This is a genomic window from Hyphomonas polymorpha PS728 (genome assembly GCF_000685315.1).
Classification (GTDB): Bacteria; Pseudomonadota; Alphaproteobacteria; order Caulobacterales; family Hyphomonadaceae; genus Hyphomonas; species Hyphomonas polymorpha.
Window position 1 is genome coordinate 1 of the sequence record NZ_ARYM01000020.1, and the last position, 15121, is coordinate 15121.

14 protein-coding genes and 1 pseudogene are annotated in these 15121 nt (G+C 63.2%); 4 read left to right on the plus strand and 11 right to left on the minus strand.

The window, feature by feature from the left end; all coding sequences use genetic code 11:
- Nucleotides 1-23: 23 nt before the first annotated feature.
- Nucleotides 24-335 (plus strand): annotated as a pseudogene (locus tag HPO_RS21255) (REP-associated tyrosine transposase); the annotation flags it as partial.
- A 91-nt stretch (nucleotides 336-426) separates the two neighbouring features.
- On the opposite strand, the gene HPO_RS20575 reads toward HPO_RS21255, so the two are convergent.
- Nucleotides 427-1245, minus strand: a complete 819-nt coding sequence (locus HPO_RS20575) for a hypothetical protein (protein ID WP_157532869.1) — start codon at nucleotides 1243-1245, stop codon at nucleotides 427-429.
- Complete coding sequence (locus HPO_RS15085) at nucleotides 1245-1736, minus strand: flavodoxin family protein (RefSeq protein WP_035600523.1); 492 nt, start codon at nucleotides 1734-1736, stop codon at nucleotides 1245-1247. The genes HPO_RS20575 and HPO_RS15085 overlap by 1 nt, the downstream gene beginning before the upstream one ends.
- Nucleotides 1737-2294: 558 nt before the next feature.
- On the opposite strand from HPO_RS15085, the gene trhO reads away from it, so the two are divergent.
- Entirely contained in the window at nucleotides 2295-3242 is a 948-nt protein-coding gene (gene trhO / locus HPO_RS15090; protein WP_051612662.1) for an oxygen-dependent tRNA uridine(34) hydroxylase TrhO, read from the plus strand.
- Here trhO and HPO_RS19915 read toward each other — a convergent pair.
- The 5 genes from HPO_RS19915 to HPO_RS15115 all read right to left on the minus strand — a co-directional run bounded on the left by HPO_RS19915 (nucleotide 3226) and on the right by HPO_RS15115 (nucleotide 8796).
- A complete protein-coding gene (locus HPO_RS19915; RefSeq protein WP_051612663.1) occupies nucleotides 3226-4287 on the minus strand; it encodes a hypothetical protein in 1062 nt (353 codons plus the stop codon). The two genes, trhO and HPO_RS19915, sit on opposite strands and share 17 nt — an antisense overlap.
- A gap of 150 nt (nucleotides 4288-4437) precedes the next feature.
- Nucleotides 4438-4956 (minus strand): hypothetical protein, encoded by a 519-nt coding sequence (locus tag HPO_RS15100; protein WP_035600528.1) that lies wholly within the window; start codon nucleotides 4954-4956, stop codon nucleotides 4438-4440.
- Nucleotides 4957-4960: 4 nt separating this feature from the next.
- A complete protein-coding gene (locus HPO_RS15105; RefSeq protein ID WP_051612664.1) occupies nucleotides 4961-5698 on the minus strand; it encodes a TlpA family protein disulfide reductase in 738 nt (245 codons plus the stop codon).
- Between the two features lie 135 nt (nucleotides 5699-5833).
- A complete protein-coding gene (locus tag HPO_RS15110; RefSeq protein ID WP_035600530.1) occupies nucleotides 5834-7042 on the minus strand; it encodes an acetyl-CoA C-acyltransferase in 1209 nt (402 codons plus the stop codon).
- Nucleotides 7043-7203: 161 nt separating this feature from the next.
- Nucleotides 7204-8796 (minus strand): phosphoenolpyruvate carboxykinase, encoded by a 1593-nt coding sequence (locus HPO_RS15115; RefSeq protein WP_035600531.1) that lies wholly within the window; start codon nucleotides 8794-8796, stop codon nucleotides 7204-7206.
- 433 nt (nucleotides 8797-9229) lie between these two features.
- On the opposite strand from HPO_RS15115, the gene HPO_RS15120 reads away from it, so the two are divergent.
- Nucleotides 9230-10402 (plus strand): aminotransferase, encoded by a 1173-nt coding sequence (locus tag HPO_RS15120; RefSeq protein ID WP_035600534.1) that lies wholly within the window; start codon nucleotides 9230-9232, stop codon nucleotides 10400-10402.
- Here HPO_RS15120 and HPO_RS15125 read toward each other — a convergent pair.
- The 4 genes from HPO_RS15125 to HPO_RS19925 all read right to left on the minus strand — a co-directional run bounded on the left by HPO_RS15125 (nucleotide 10390) and on the right by HPO_RS19925 (nucleotide 14478).
- Nucleotides 10390-12036, minus strand: coding sequence for a ShlB/FhaC/HecB family hemolysin secretion/activation protein (locus tag HPO_RS15125; protein WP_084324355.1), 1647 nt, complete (start codon nucleotides 12034-12036; stop codon nucleotides 10390-10392). The two genes, HPO_RS15120 and HPO_RS15125, sit on opposite strands and share 13 nt — an antisense overlap.
- Before the next feature lie 30 nt (nucleotides 12037-12066).
- Nucleotides 12067-13098 carry a hypothetical protein gene (locus tag HPO_RS19920; protein WP_157532871.1) on the minus strand — a complete coding sequence of 344 codons (1032 nt, stop codon included), beginning with the start codon at nucleotides 13096-13098 and terminating at the stop codon, nucleotides 12067-12069.
- Nucleotides 13099-13409: 311 nt separating this feature from the next.
- Complete coding sequence (locus tag HPO_RS15135) at nucleotides 13410-13820, minus strand: NUDIX hydrolase (RefSeq protein ID WP_035600538.1); 411 nt, start codon at nucleotides 13818-13820, stop codon at nucleotides 13410-13412.
- A gap of 142 nt (nucleotides 13821-13962) precedes the next feature.
- Nucleotides 13963-14478 (minus strand): RcnB family protein, encoded by a 516-nt coding sequence (locus HPO_RS19925; RefSeq protein ID WP_051612666.1) that lies wholly within the window; start codon nucleotides 14476-14478, stop codon nucleotides 13963-13965.
- Between the two features lie 140 nt (nucleotides 14479-14618).
- Between HPO_RS19925 and arfB the strand changes: the two genes are divergently transcribed.
- Nucleotides 14619-15053, plus strand: coding sequence for an alternative ribosome rescue aminoacyl-tRNA hydrolase ArfB (gene arfB, locus HPO_RS15145; protein ID WP_035600541.1), 435 nt, complete (start codon nucleotides 14619-14621; stop codon nucleotides 15051-15053).
- The last annotated feature ends 68 nt before the right edge of the window (nucleotides 15054-15121 follow it).

Consider the following 15121-nt stretch of genomic DNA (forward strand, 5'->3'; position numbering starts at 1 on the left):
GCTTAAAAATGGGATGATTACCCGTCCTGCCGGATCACCTCCATTGCATCTGGAACCTGCCCGAAGGCGACGCCAATTTTTCCACCCGCTGGCGCCTCATAAAGCTGAACTTCTCAAAATCCCTGGCGAAGTCAGATGATCCGGCACAAGGCCGTCGCCCCGGCGAACGCGGCATTTGGCAACGCCGCTTCTGGGAACACCTCGTCCGGGATGAGCAAGACCTCGAAAACTGCATAAACTACGTATACGGAAATCCCGTCAAGCACGGCCTCGTCGCTGAAATCCCGGATTGGCCATACTCAAGTTGGCACAGAGACCAAAAAGCAAACCTGTAGGGTGCATTAAGGCCAAAGGCCGCAATGCACCATTCAACGTTCGACGTGGTGCATTGCGCTCCGCTTAATGCACCCTGCGGCGAACCGGGTGTTAGAGTTTGCTGGGAAAATCCCAGCCAAATGGCTTTTCAATTATGAGATCTTCTTCTGGATACCAGCTGTCACGCAGAACAATCGATTCCCGGACATGGCAATTGTGATAAGAGGCTAACCAAAGATACTTTTCCATTTTTCTGGGATCTGATGCAAACTCAGACAAGCATCTAGCAAGCTGCTCTTTGTGACGGTTGCAAAAACCGAGGTAGGTTGAAAACTCTATTCCGCTGGCTTCTGCCGTGGACATATAGTCAAGCCAAGGTCCTGTTGAAGAACTCCGGATCATCGGTAAAACTGCTTTCTCATCGTATTCGCTTGAGTGTTGCTGTGCTTTTAATTCTGTTCCGCTCCTGTACTGATCAATTACTTTTTGAGAGATTACTATTCGGGGGTATACTGCCAACTTGGCTTCGAGTTCGTAAGCGTCGGCTACTGCAGGCCCAAATGCCAATGGAATTTCATCGGTTCCTACTGCGGCATCGCCTATTGCAAGCCCACCCCTGATGAAAACGCCTTGGCCTGCGAGAGACGCTTGCGCAAGACCTAGATCGGAAAGCTCATAGTAAAGGGCCCCATCTTTATACTGCGTATCAAAATGTCGTATGCGTACTATAGCGTCCGATACTTGAAACCATTTTGGCTCACTCGCGAGCGTGTCGTCAGGGGCGCCTTGGTCGATGGGTTGAGTTGCTCGCTTCAATTCGAGCAAGTGCTTCGCAACGTCGTCAGCTGACGCGGACGCCAACAGTTCTCGAAATCCAAGGATGTCAAGAAATGATACTAAGCTTGGACGATATGAGATGCTGTCAGGCACTACCAAATCCCGCTCCCAATCCCCGCTGCCATCCCCGCGCCCAGCTCCCGGCACTGCGCCAGCACATCCTGCCCCAGCACCTTCGGCGCCAGAATCTCCTCCGCCGTCTGAGCGGCGGTGTTCACGATCAGCGGCGGTTGCACGTCGCGCAGGCGCCAGCCCTTGCAGATGCGGGCGGCTTGGCGGGCGGCGCCGTCCCCGTCGCTGCCCGCTGCGATCATCAGGGCGTAGGGCCGCCCTTCGATCCGTCCGAGCACGGGATAATAGCAGCGGTCAAAGAACTCCTTCATCTCGCCTGAAAGGCTGGCGAGGTTTTCCGGCGCGGCGAAGAGATAGCCATCGGCGGCGAGCAAATCCTCCGCCTGCGCCGCCCGCGCGGGCACGAGCCGCGCCCCGCACGCCTCGTCTCCTTGCGCGCCCTCAAACGCCGCCCGCGCCATCGCCTCGGCCGCCCTCGTGCGCGAATGCCAGATGATCAGAAGCTGTTTCATGCGGGCAGGATAGGGGGCGCCGCGCGCCGTGTCATCCCGCGCGGCAATGCGCGGCCTCTCAGTCTCGTCACCCTCGATGCGCGAGAGCGCATCTGAGGGCCCATCTCCCGCGCGGGCCTGACAGGCAAACGGCGTGGTTTCGCTTGCGGAAATCGAAGGTGATGGGCCCTCAGACCGGCTGGCGCCGGTCGAGGGTGACGAAAGAGGGGTGGGGTTTGAGGGACAAGCCTTCGCCTCTCCACCCCCCAATCCCCGCCGCCACGGGCCATCCCGGCCCGCCTATCCGCCGCCTATCTGCGCCATGCGAGGCTTTCCCCGTCGCTTCCGGCCGGTTTCATCTCCCGGCCGGGGGCGGGGGCCTGACCAGCCCCGGCACCGGAGGCGGAAGGCGTCGCGATCCTTCCTTCTCAGATCGTTCATCATCGCATGCGGCGCATTCCGCCTCCGCCTGCCACATCCCAGCAAATCCGGAAGGGGCCGCCCTGTCCGGCTTTTGGTGCTGGCGCATAAGGGATTCCCCCGTTTTCGCGGGCGCTGCCTTCTGTCATAAGGCGGGCCATGACGATCCAGATTGCCGCCCTCTACAAATTCTTCCGCTTTCCCGACTATGCCGAGCGCCGCCAGGCCCTCGCGGCGAAGCTGTGCGGCCTTGGCATCAAGGGCTCGCTGCTGCTGGCCGAAGAAGGCATCAACGGCACCCTCGCCGGCACGCCTGAGGCCATCGCCGAGGCCCTCGCCACCCTGCGCGCGCTGCCCGGCGCCGAGACGCTGGAGGCGAAGTTTTCAGAGGCCGACGAGATGCCCTTCCTGCGCCTGAAAGTGCGCCTGAAGCGCGAGATCGTCACCATGGGCGTGCCCGGCACCGATCCCAACAGCCTCGTTGGCACCTATGTGAAGCCGCAGGACTGGGACGCGCTGATTTCAGATCCGGGCACCGTTCTGATCGACACGCGCAACGATTATGAAGTCGCCATCGGCACCTTCGAGGGCGCGATTGACCCCAGGACTGAAACCTTCCGCGAATTCCCCGCCTGGTTCCGCCAGTTCCGGGAGAAGCTGGAAGCGGAAGGCCGCAAGCCGAAGATCGCCATGTTCTGCACCGGCGGCATCCGCTGCGAAAAGGCGACGAGCTTTGTGAAGGCCGAGGGTATCGACGACGTGTTCCATCTGGAAGGCGGCATCCTGAAATATCTCGAAGAGGTGCCCGCCGAGGGCAGCCTTTGGCGCGGGGAGTGTTTTGTCTTTGACGAACGCGTCTCTGTTTGTCCGGATTTGTCCCCTGGCAGTCACGTCCTGTGCCATGCCTGCGGCCATCCTGTCTCGGAAATGCAGCGGGAAGACCCCGCCTATGTCGAAGGCGTGTCCTGCCCGCACTGCGTTGAAAAGATGACAGATTCTCAGCGCGCCCGCTTTGCCGAGCGGCAGAAGCAGATCGAGCTGGCGAAGAAACGCGGCCAGGCCCATGTCGGCCCGCGCGCGGAAATCTCTTTTAATTCCAGGGATTAAACCGGCGCGGAATGGCCGGTGGGGCGCCCGTGTCCTCGCTCTCGGCCCGGCGGGGCGCCAGCGGCGCATCGTCCAGCGGCGGCATCACGTCGGGCAGGTCTTCGGTGCCGTCGATGATCAGCGTACGCGGTTCTGAAGGCTTTGTTTCTGCAGGCTTTTCTTCGGGGGCTGGCACGGCCTGCGTGCCCGCAAACCCGACGCCATAGGGAATGCCCGACAGCGAGAAACGCTGCTGCATCGGCGCCGGCGCAGGGACGGGCTCAGGGGCAGGCTCCGGCTCGGGCGCTGCTGCAGCGGCAACAGGTTCAGCCTCTGGCTCAGGCTCTGGTTCAGTCTCTGGCGCGGCCAGCGCAGCGGCCTCCTCCATCGTTTCTTCCGGGGCCTCTTCGGTCTCGGCATAGGCCGCCGGCAGCGCATGCAGCAGAGGGGCTGGCTCGGCTTCAGGTTCCGGTGCCGGTTCTGGCGTGGCCGCTACAAAGTCGGGCTCCGGCAGGGGCTCCGGCTCAGGCTGGGGCTCAGCTTCCGGCTGAGGCGCCACGGCGACTTCCGGCCCCGCCATCGGCGCGGTGTTGTTGATCTGATCAGCCAGCGTCGCCACGGCAGCCGTGATGGCCGTTTCCCCGTCCAGAGAGGTCGTCTCGTCGGTCACTGTTTCCGGCTCCGGCTCCGGCTCCGGTTCAGGCGCGGCCGCGACAGTTTCAGGTGTTTCATCGGCCGCTTCCAGCCCCGCCAGCAGCGTGCGGATCGCCTTTTCGGCGCCGCGCGCATGGCGGTGGGCCTCGCGGAATAACTCCCCGATGAACAGGGCATAAGGGCGCCCGGCCGCGTCTTTCTCGTCGGCGATTTCCTCGGGGCTGCAGGTCTCTATCTCGCGGCCTACGGCATCAGTCAGGATCACGCCATGAGGCTCCGGCGTCAGCACGACGCGGTAACCTTCGGTGTCATGAACGATGGTGCCGTTCTCTCCCTCGATCCAGGAGACGCGCTGCTTGCGCGTCATCTCGCCCAGCTTGTCGATCAGCTTCTTGGTCGAAGGATGCAGCATTCTTTTCCCGCCTTCTCATCCGTTTTGTTCATCACCGCGCATAGGACTAGCCGGTCAGCGCGGAAGATTCAAACCTTGCATCCACGCAGAGGCGCCGCGTGGCTGCATTACGGTTTGGTCAACCATCTTTCGCGTCACAGGCGAGTGATTTCAGGGCACCGGAGGCAGGTAAGTCTGGCGAGCCAGCAGCGGATCGGCGCCGGTGCCCCTGAACTCAAGGCGGAAATGCGGGCTCTCGCAGACCAGTCCTATGTCGCTGACCGTAGGGGGCGGCGCGCAGCGGGTCTTCAGCGCTTCGGGCACATCGGCAAGACGGCTTGCCCCTACGCGAACCCCGCCGGGACCGGCCACATCGGGTGAGGTGGTGGCCACCGCCCCGGCATAGCCGCGTGTCCAGTCTGGCGTCACAACATAGAGCGGCGCGGTGCTGCCCGCCTCGCGAACATGAAAGGCCGGCATGTCCGCATCAGGGATCGTCACCACGTCCAACCCAGGAAAGGCGCGCTCAAGGGCCGGCACGGTGAAGGGCGTCTCAGCCGTCAGATTGGCGGTGCCCTCGGGCCCGATGAAGTAGGCCGCTTCACCGCCGGACTGGCCGGCAGGCGTCCCGCAGGCAGCCAGGATCAGCGCCAGACACAGAGAGAGGGCGGGCAGGGCCGGGTGGGTCATCCCCTCATTCTATGTCAGAAGGGGTAGAGGCGAGAAGGTCCCGCACCTCTTTTCTCACTTCGGCAATATCCTGGATGAAGGTCTTCACCGGCTGATCCTCGATCACGCGCAAATCAGTGCGGAAGCCGCGCACCACGCCGTCCGGGGACACCAGCAGATAGCTCGGCGTCCAGCTGATCTGCAGCAGCTGGCGCAGGCTCGCATCATTATCCAGCACCACCGACGGCACCGAATAGCCCGCCGATGCGAAATACGCCTCCAGCGAGCCATACTTGCCGTAAAGTTCCTCTGGTGTGGCGCGGTTGGCGTTTGCCGGCACATGGATCGACAGGAAGTTGAGGTCGGGATCCTGCGCGATGGCGCGGGCGAGCGCATCGACATAGGGGCCATCGGCCACACAGTCTGCGCACCAGGCGCCCCACACATCGATTACGGTCCAGCGCGAAATGTCAGCCGAGCTGAAGGTTCCGCCATCAGACGTGGGCGCGGTAAACTCCGGCAGCTTCTGGCCGAGCAGGGCATACTGGAAGGGCCGGCCGTAATCGTCGCGGAACACGCCGTCGCCCTTGGTGTCGGCGGCGCCTTCCGGGGGAGCGGCGTTCTGCGTGATGAAGCCTTGTGCCTTTGGGCGGGCACTCTCGCCCGTCGCCGCTTCGGGCGCGCTGGCCAGATCAGGCTGTGGGGCGGGCCCGCAGGCGCTGAGCATCGCGGCGGCGGCGAGCGCAATCAGGAAAGCTTTCATCGGCATGACTCCGGTTAACCCCTGAAGCGTGCCATCAACCGGTGACCGGATGAAGGCAGCTATCCTCAACCGACCCATAAGCAAAAGGGCGGCCTTTTGGGCCGCCCTTCGCAATTCGTCACTGAAGCCTCAGGCTTAGCTGTAGATTTCGAACAGGCCGGCAGCGCCCATGCCACCGCCGATGCACATGGTGACAACGCCCCACTTGGCCTTGCGGCGCTGGCCTTCCAGCAGGATGGAGCCGGTGCAGCGTGCGCCGGTCATGCCGAAGGGGTGGCCGATCGAGATGGCGCCGCCATTGACGTTGTATTTCGCGGGGTCGATGCCGAGACGGTCGCGGCTGTAGAGGCACTGCGAGGCGAAGGCTTCGTTCAGTTCCCACAGGTCGATGTCGTCCACCTTCAGGCCATGGCGCTCCAGCAGGCGCGGAACGGCGAAGACCGGGCCGATGCCCATTTCGTCCGGGTCGCAACCCGCCACGTTGAAGCCGGCAAAGCGGCCGAGCGGCTTCAGGCCACGGCGGGCGGCTTCCTTGGCTTCCATGACGACCACGGCAGCGGCGCCATCGGACAGCTGCGAAGCGTTGCCGGCGGTGACAAACTTGCCTTCCTTGACGACCATGCCGCCGGAGAAGACCGGCTTCAGGCCAGCGACCATCTCATAGGTCGTGCCCGGACGGTTACAGTCGTCGCGGTCGGCGATCACGTCCTCGAAGGTTTCTTCCTTGGTTTCCTTGTTGACCAGCTTCATGCGGGTTTTCAGCGGCACGATTTCCTCGGCCATGTAACCCTTCTGCTGGAACTCGGCCGTGCGGCGCTGGCTCTCGACCGAATACTGGTCCTGGTATTCGCGGCTGACGCCATAGCGCTCGGCGACGATCTCGGCGGTTTCGATCATCGTCATCCAGATGGCCGGCCAGGTCTTGGCCAGTTCCGGTTCGAAGTATTTGTAGCGGTTGGACTGGCCCGAGCCCTGGACGAGGCTGATGCTCTCCACGCCGCCGCCAACGGTGACGGCTGCGCCTTCGTTGATCACGGTGTGAGCGGCGTTGGCGATGGCCTGCAGGCCCGAGGAGCAGAAGCGATTGATGGTGGCGCCCGACGTGGTGGACGGGCAGCCAGCGGCAAGCGCGGCGTTGCGGGCCACGTTGTGGCCGGTGGCGCCTTCGGGGGCGGCGCAGCCAAGGAATACGTCTTCCACGGCGGCCGCTTCGACGCCGGCACGCTCCAGCGCGCCCTTGATCACATGGCCGGCCATGGTGATGCCGTGGGTGTCATTCAGGGCGCCGCGACCAGCTTTGGTCAGGGCAGTACGGGCTGTTGAAACGATTACGGCTTCACGCATGGCTTCCTCCTTGTTCGATGCTCACGTCTTTGTGCGGCGCACCCTAGTGAGGGAATTGCCCGAACGGAAGCCTTCCCTTTACGTCAACGTTCATTGGTCGCAGCAAAAAGCCCGCCAGCGCGGGGCTGGCGGGCTTGATTGTTCGGAGCGGTCAGAAGCGCTTACGCGGTGACCTTCGGCTTGGGGGCGGAGGCTTTCACGGCCTCGTCCACATAGGCTTCGAATTTCTTGAAGTTGGCCACGAACTCTTCAGCCAGTTTTGCCGCCTGCTTGTCGTAAGCGGCCGGATCGGCCCAGGTGCTGCGCGGGTCGAGGATCTTGGCGTCGACGCCCGGCACGGAGACCGGCACGAGGAAGCCGAAGGTCTCGTCCTTGCGGAATTCGACCGTGTTGAGCGAGCCATCGAGGGCAGCGTTGAGCAGGGCGCGGGTTGCCTTGATCGGCATCCGGCTGCCCTGGCCATACGGGCCGCCGGTCCAGCCGGTGGAGACGAGCCAGCAATCGACGTTGTAGCGGGCAATCAGCTCACGCAGCAGGTTGCCGTATTCCGACGGGTGGCGCGGCATGAACGGGCCGCCGAAGCAGGTGGAGAAGGTGGCCGAAGGCTCGGTCACGCCTTTCTCCGTGCCCGCCACACGTGCGGTATAGCCGGAGAGGAAGTGGTACATCGCCTGGGCCGGGGTCAGCTTGGCGATCGGCGGCATGATGCCATAGGCGTCTGCCGTCAGCATGATCAGGTTTTTCGGCTGGCCGCAGCGGCCTGTCAGCGAAGCGTTCGGGATCGCTTCGATCGGGTAGGCGCCGCGGGAGTTTTCAGCCAGCGCTGCGGAGTCGAGGTCGAGTTCGCGCGTGGTGGGGTCCATCACGACGTTCTCGAGCACGGTGCCCCATTGTTTCGTGGTGGCGTAGATTTCAGGCTCGGCCTCGGGCGAGAGCTTGATCATCTTGGCGTAGCAGCCGCCCTCAAAGTTGAAGAGGCCATTCTCCGACCAGCCATGCTCATCGTCGCCGATCAGCGTGCGCGAGGCGTCTGCCGAAAGGGTGGTCTTGCCGGTGCCCGACAGGCCGAAGAAAATCGCGGCGTCGTCCTTGTCAGACGTGTTGACCGAGCAGTGCATCGGCATCACGCCCTGATTGGGCAGCAGATAGTTGAGGATGGTGAACACCGACTTCTTCGTCTCGCCGGCATAGGACGTGCCACCGATCAGCACGAGGCGCTTGGCGAAGTTGACGGCGATCACCGTCTCGCTGCGGCAGCCATGCTTGGCCGGGTCAGCGCGGAAGCTCGGGCAGTTGATGATGGTGAATTCCGTCTTGAAACCGGCCAGTTCGTCTGCCGTCGGAAGACGGAGCAGGTGGCGGATGAAGAGGGAGTGCCAGGCAAATTCAGTCACCACGGTGACAGGCAGGCGATAGTCCAGGTCAGCGCCGCCGAAGAGGTCCTGCGAATACATGTCCTGCTTGGCAAGGTGGGCCTTGAAGTCCGTCCACAGAGCTTCGAACTGCTCCGGCGTCATTGAGGCGTTGTTGTCCCACCAGACGGTTTTCTCGGTCGTCGCATCGCGGACCGTGAACTTGTCCTTGGCAGACCGGCCGGTGTGCTGCCCGGTTTCCACGACCAGGGCGCCGCCTTTGGCCACGCGGGCCTCGCCAGCGGCCACAGCCGTTTCATACAGGCGTGCCTCGTTCCAGTTCTTCCTTACGGATTTTGTCTGCACACCCAGCTCGGCCAGGATTGCTACGGTATCGCTCATTACGCTGTCCTCGAATTTTAGCGAACTCTTAGGGCGCCCCGGCCCTTGCACCATGGGGCCCATTAGCGCTTCGTGAGAAGCTTTTGCAACATCCGTGCCCATGCGAATTTGGCTGCAGCGCAGCATTTCTGGCGGTTAATGACGCTGAGTCTCCGATGTCTTCCGTTGTCAAATTTTGGCACCGGTGTCATTTTTGGGGGGCTCTCAATTCGCGCCTCCAATTCAGGCAGCTAGGGCTGACCAGAATGGCACATTAATCCCTTCGATTTCCGGGCAAGCGGGCAGGATGGGCGTGGGGGAAGGAGAGGCCGCCTTCCCTTAAAAGATAACCTGTATGGGTGTTAACTCCGTAGGCAGACGAAGGCGGGCGGTAGTGGCGGGCGGGCGCCCCCTCGATTGCCCGCGGGCGGCGCCTTCTGTAAACCGGGGCGGCATGAAACCGCTCAATCCAGACTTCGCCGGCCTCGGCACCACGATCTTCACCACCATGTCTGCCCTCGCGGCGGAGCATGGCGCCATCAATCTGGGGCAGGGCTTCCCCGACGAGGACGGCCCGGCGGATATAAGGGAGGCGGCTGCGCGGGCAGTGATCGAGGGGCCGAACCAGTATCCGCCGATGACCGGCCTTCCGGCCCTGCGCCAGGCGGTGGCCGATCATGACCGGCGCTTCTATGGCCTTGCCTATGACGCGCGCGATGAGACCTTGGTAACCTCCGGCGCCACCGAGGCGCTTGCCGCATGCCTGATGGCAATGCTCGCGCCGGGCGATGAGGTGGTCGTGTTCGAGCCTCTGTATGACAGCTATCTGCCGATCATCCGCCAGTGCGGCGCGGTCCCGCGCATCGTGCGGCTGGAGGCGCCCGGCTGGAACGTCCCGCAAGGCGCGCTCGCCGCCGCTTTCAGCCCGGCGACAAAGCTGGTGCTGCTGAACACGCCGATGAACCCCACCGGCAAGCTGTTCGCCGGAGAGGAGCTTTCCGCCATCGCGCGCCTCGCCCTTGCGCACGATGCTTATGTTCTCTGCGATGAGGTGTACGAACATCTTGTGTTTGACGGCGCCGCCCATCACCCCATCGCCGCGCTGCCAGAGATGCGCGCGCGCACCCTCCGCATCGGCTCGGCGGGCAAGACCTTCTCCCTGACCGGCTGGAAGGTCGGCTATGTCAGCGGCCCGCGGGAGCTGATCGCCACCGTCGCGAAAGTTCACCAGTTCCTTACCTTCACAACCCCGCCGGGTCTGCAGGCGGCGGTGGCCTATGCGCTGGGCAAGGAGGATGCCTATTATGCCAGCCTCGCTGCGTCTCTGCAGGCAAAGCGCGACCGGCTGGCAGCCGGGCTGGCCAGCGTGGGGTTCACCGTGCTGCCGGCGCAGGGCACTTACTTCCTCACGGTACTGACGGATGGCGCCGGACCGTCCTTTGCCACCGATGTGGACTACGCACGCTGGCTGACGGTGGAAGTGGGCGTGGCTGCCGTCCCGTGCAGCGCCTTCTATGCCGGGGATAATCCGCCGCAGAATATGATCCGCTTCTGCTTCTGCAAGAAGGATGAAGTGCTCGATGCGGCGATCGCGCGGCTCGCCGAAAGGCTGCCTCAGTCAGGCTGATAGCGCAGGGCCCAGGTCACGGTGAACACGCCGTCCTCATTGATCCCGCGCACGGGCAGGCTGAGCGGCTCGGCCCATTCCAGCCCCAGGGTGGCGTACTTCTTGTAGGAAATGCGCGTGCCGATACCGGCAGAACTGAGATCGAATGTCTGTCCGCCAGCGCCCAGCAGACTGCCATCGGCATAATCGGCAAACAGATAGACTTCGCTGCGGGCAAAGGAACCCTCATCCAGCGGCCGCCAGGCTGGCTCCAGCGAGACCACATAGCCCTTGTCGAAGCTGATAAGCCCGTTGCTGAAGCCCCGGCCGTATTCGATGCCGCCGATCATCAGCCGCTCATTGGCGGGCAGAATGTCGTCGGTCCATTGTCCCGAGGCTTTCAGGCGGAGGAAGAGGTCTTCCCCGATCGCCTGAACGAAGCTGCCGGTTGCGTTTGCCTTGGTGAAGGCCGTATCCGATCCGGCCACGGACGAACGGGCATCACCAACGTCCAGCCCCTGCGCCACAATGAGATTGAGGCTGGCAGACCGTTTGGGCGCTACCCATGTTCCGCGTGCCCCAAAGCGCGCTGCGGTGATGTTTTCGTCGGCAATCACCGATCCCAGCGCCGAATTGCTGCTCTCAATATGGTCGATGGAGGCGTTGACCGTCAGGTCCCGGGTGAAGTTCAGCAGCACAGGATAGGCAAGTCCCGCCGTCAGGAAAGTGGCGTCGCCCTCAATGGGTATGGAGGTGGGCCGGGTCTCCTGATACGCGCCGGCGGCAGACAGGGTCAGGCCATCGGTGCCGATCGGCGTGGTATATTGCAGGCTGGCAGAGCGGGACTGGCGCCCGTCCGGCGTGAAAGAAAGGCGGCCGCGCAGGGCATCTCCCGCACGCAGCTTGCTGTAGAGGAAACCGGATGCGCTGAAACGACCGGAATCGACCAGCCGCGATTCGCGGCTGTCATAGCCCACCGCAAAGCCGTCCTTCTTGTCTTCCACATCCAGCACAAGGATCACCGCGCCAGGTTCGCGCGCGGTGCGAAGACCTGGGGTTACCTTCACGCCTTCCTCGCGCCGCGCCAGGGTCATGCCCCGCTCGAAACTTTCGCGGGTGGCGGGCTTTTCCGTAAGGAGCGGGCGCAGATACCCCCGCAACTGACGGCGCTCGCTGATTTCGTCATCCGTCCGTGTAATGATTTCAGAAACATGGCCTTCGGCGATCAGCACGTCGACCACGCCGTCCGACAGATCCTGCGCTGGAATGGCCAGGGTGAAGAGGGCTACATTGGATTTCTTGTAGGCGGCGCTCATGGCCGCTGCCATTTCCTTCAGTGTTTGGGTATCGGCTGGCCGCCCCAGGAAGGGCTGGGTGGCCTCTGCCACAATGGCGGGCACATCGGTGCCCTTGAACTGGACGCCGCGGATTGGCACGGCGGAGGCCGTTGCCACAGATGCGGCAACATCCACCACGCCGCGCTCAGGCGCTTCTGCCGTATCCGGATCAATAACGGGCGTTTCGGGGCGGGAGCCCGGATTGAGGCGTTCGTCCGGCGTAGCCTGAGGGGCGGCCAGGGCTGCCGGTGAGTAAAGGGAGGAAAGCGCCACGCTCAATAGCAGGGTGTGTGAAAATCGAACGTGGCGCTTTCTCATATGGTCTTCTTCTTTCGTTGTGTCCGTAGGCTAATTTGCACCACCGCCCAGCAGCCCGCCGAGAAGTCCCGTCGTGCCGGAAAGGATAGGGGTGAGGGGTGTTTCAGGGACGTCTCCGCCGCTGGTCAGCAGATCCTGCACCGGCGCAGTCAGGCCGGAGAGAAGGCCGCTATCGACAGTGCCGCCCTCCAGCAGGCTGGTGACTTCGGTAAGGCTCGTCTCACCCAGCAGGTCGTTCACCCCGCCCGTCAGCGGGCCAAGGTCCACGCTGGCCACAGAGCCGAGCACCAGAGCTGTATCCGTGCTGGTCGACAGATCCGCACTCAGCAGAGTGCCGTCCGACGCAACCCCGATTTCGGCAAGCGTGCCGGACTGCTGGTCTGGGGACAGGAGGCTGACGCCGATCAGCGAGCCGGCGCTCTCGTCGCCGGCAAGGGTGCCGCCGCCAAGGCTGGCCGTCAGGACCGGGGAGACCGCAGAGGTGACCCCATCGACAAGCGGAGCGCCGTCAGTGCCGAAGCTTTCCAGCGCGCCGCCCAGATTGGTCACCGTCTGGGTTACAGCGCCGGTTACACTAGCAAGCTCAGTGGGAAGGTTTGTTTCGCCAAGGGCTGCGTCGAGGTTGGTGCCGGTCGCTGATATGATCGATCCGGCGGACGTGCTGACATCGGAGACGACCGGGATACTGGTGGAGGTGTCGCCGAGGTTGGCCAGCAGGCCGGTGCCGCCGATACCACTCGGGCCAACCAGGCCGCCGGTGGCGATCAGACCGGTGTCGCCCAGGGCGAAGTTGCCGCCGGGTTCACCTTGCGGGCCGGTGGGGCCAGCCGGGCCTTGAGGACCGGCAGGGCCTGCGGGACCGGGTGGGCCCTGAACACCTGGACCACCGTTTTGTCCATCCGAGCCGTCCGAGCCGTTGCCGCCATCTGATCCGTCGCCGCCGTTCGAGCCACCGGGGCCGACGGTGCCGATGCTGGCATAGCGGGTATGGCCATTGGATTCGCAGGCAGCCAGAGCGGCGATGGCAACCAGCGCGATTGCTGTCATGGGTAGTTTGGGCATTGATCACTCCTCCGTGAATCGACACGCTGGCCCAACCGGAGGCTAAAAAATTGGCAATGCCTCGGGTGCCAACAATGCTATCTTGGAGAGAATGTGATTTCCTAAACGTCGTCAGTTTTTTCGCGATTTTAGCGTTTTGTTTTACCAAACGGCGGGATTTTGCGGCGCAGTAATGGAAAAAACAACATAAAAACAGGGATAAAAAGGCATTTCTGGAGAATTGAATGCTGCGCCGGAAATAGCCGTTCAAAATTGGATGGTTTTGTAAGTTGCGCGCCCAGCGCGTCAATTTCTGGCTGTCGCGTTAGGTATTACACGCCGGCGAGCCCTTGGGCCTTCAGCCAGTCCCTGACCGGGCTTGTCAGTGGGCCGGGCAGGGCATCGAGCGCAAACCATCCCCAGCCGCCATGCTTCTCCGGCTCCATCACTTCGGGCGCTCCCGAGACAATCCGGGCAGCGTAAACCGGCGCCACCCAATGGCGGCCATCGCCGGCATCAATCGTTTCGGCGATACAGGCCAGGCCGGTGATCTCGATCACGATCCCCAGTTCCTCCTGGATCTCCCGCCGGGCGGTGTCCTCAGCGCGTTCACCAAAGTCGATCTTGCCGCCGGGCAATCCCCAGGCGCCCGCCTCGGGCTGGCGAAGGCGCTGGATAAGCAGCAGCCTGCCCTCGGCATCCACTATGGCGGCGCCGCAACCGGCCTCGACGGGTTTTGTCATTTGCCTGTGTCCTGATCTGTCCGAAAATGTCCGCGCTCTGTCACGGATTAGGGCGGTTCCGGCAACAAAAAAGACACCCGGAGCCGGGGTTTGTCCCGGTCCGGGTGTCTGAGCCTCATTTCAGGGGTACGAGGCGAAGAGATCAGTTGGTGGCAAGCGCGCCCACGACGAGGCCAATGATGGCGCCGGTTGCCACAGAGGCGAGAATGGCATCGCCCCGGTCATTGTCGCGGACCCAGTGATAGCCGCTCGGCGGGGCATAGAGGCCATACCGGTCATACTCGGTGATGTAGACGGTGCGCGGGGCATAACCGTAATAGCTGCCCACATTGTAGCGGGGCGCATATCCCCGATAATAGTGAGGCCCGTAGGTGTAGCCATAGGTGACCGTTACCGAAGACCGCGGCGGCGGCACATAGCGAACCGGCGGGCTGTAATGATAATGCGGCTTGGAGCTGTGGCGGTAGTGATACTTGTGATCATGCTTATGGCCGCGGCTGCGGTCGTAACCGCGATCATGTCCCCGGTCATAGCCGCGTTCGTATCCGCGCTTGCCTTTGCCACCACGGTCGCGGTCGGCATGGGCCATGGGCGCAACCAGAAGGCTGGCTGCGGTAGTTGCCGCAATGAGGCGCGTAAAGGATTTGCTGAGGCGCATGGCGCTGCTCCATCTTACGGTTTCGGGCCGCCGGCTCAGGGGCCGGGCAATCCGGGAGGCTGGGACATCCAGCATTGCAGGTTGATTTGTGCGGGCGATTGCCTGAACTCCCGCTGAACACTTGCTTCAGGAATCATGTCATGGCGGAATTCGGCGATCTGCGGGTGTCTGAGGCCATTACCGTCCCGGCCTGGGAACTCAGCGAATCCTTCGTGCGCGCCTCAGGCCCGGGCGGGCAGCATGTGAACAAGGTATCGAGCGCGGTGCAGCTGACCTGGCAGGTGCAGGCCTCCTCGCTGCCGGCGGGCCTGAAGGCGCGGTTTGAAAAGCTCTATGCCAACCGTATCACCGCCGATGGCCGCCTGATCCTGGAAGCGAGCGAGCATCGCAGCCAGGTGCAGAACCGCACGGCTGCACGCCAGCGTCTTGCCGAGATGATCCTGAAAGCCTCCATCCCGCCCAAGCGCCGGGTGGCCACCAAGCCGACCGCTGGCAGCGTGCGCCGGCGCATCGCCGCCAAGAAGCGCCGCAGCGAGGTCAAATCCCTGCGCGGTAATGTGCCGGGTGAGGAATAGGGGCCTTTCCTGCGAGGGGCGATATCCGGTAGACCCTGCTGAGCAGCATTTTTGTTCGAGTTCGGGAT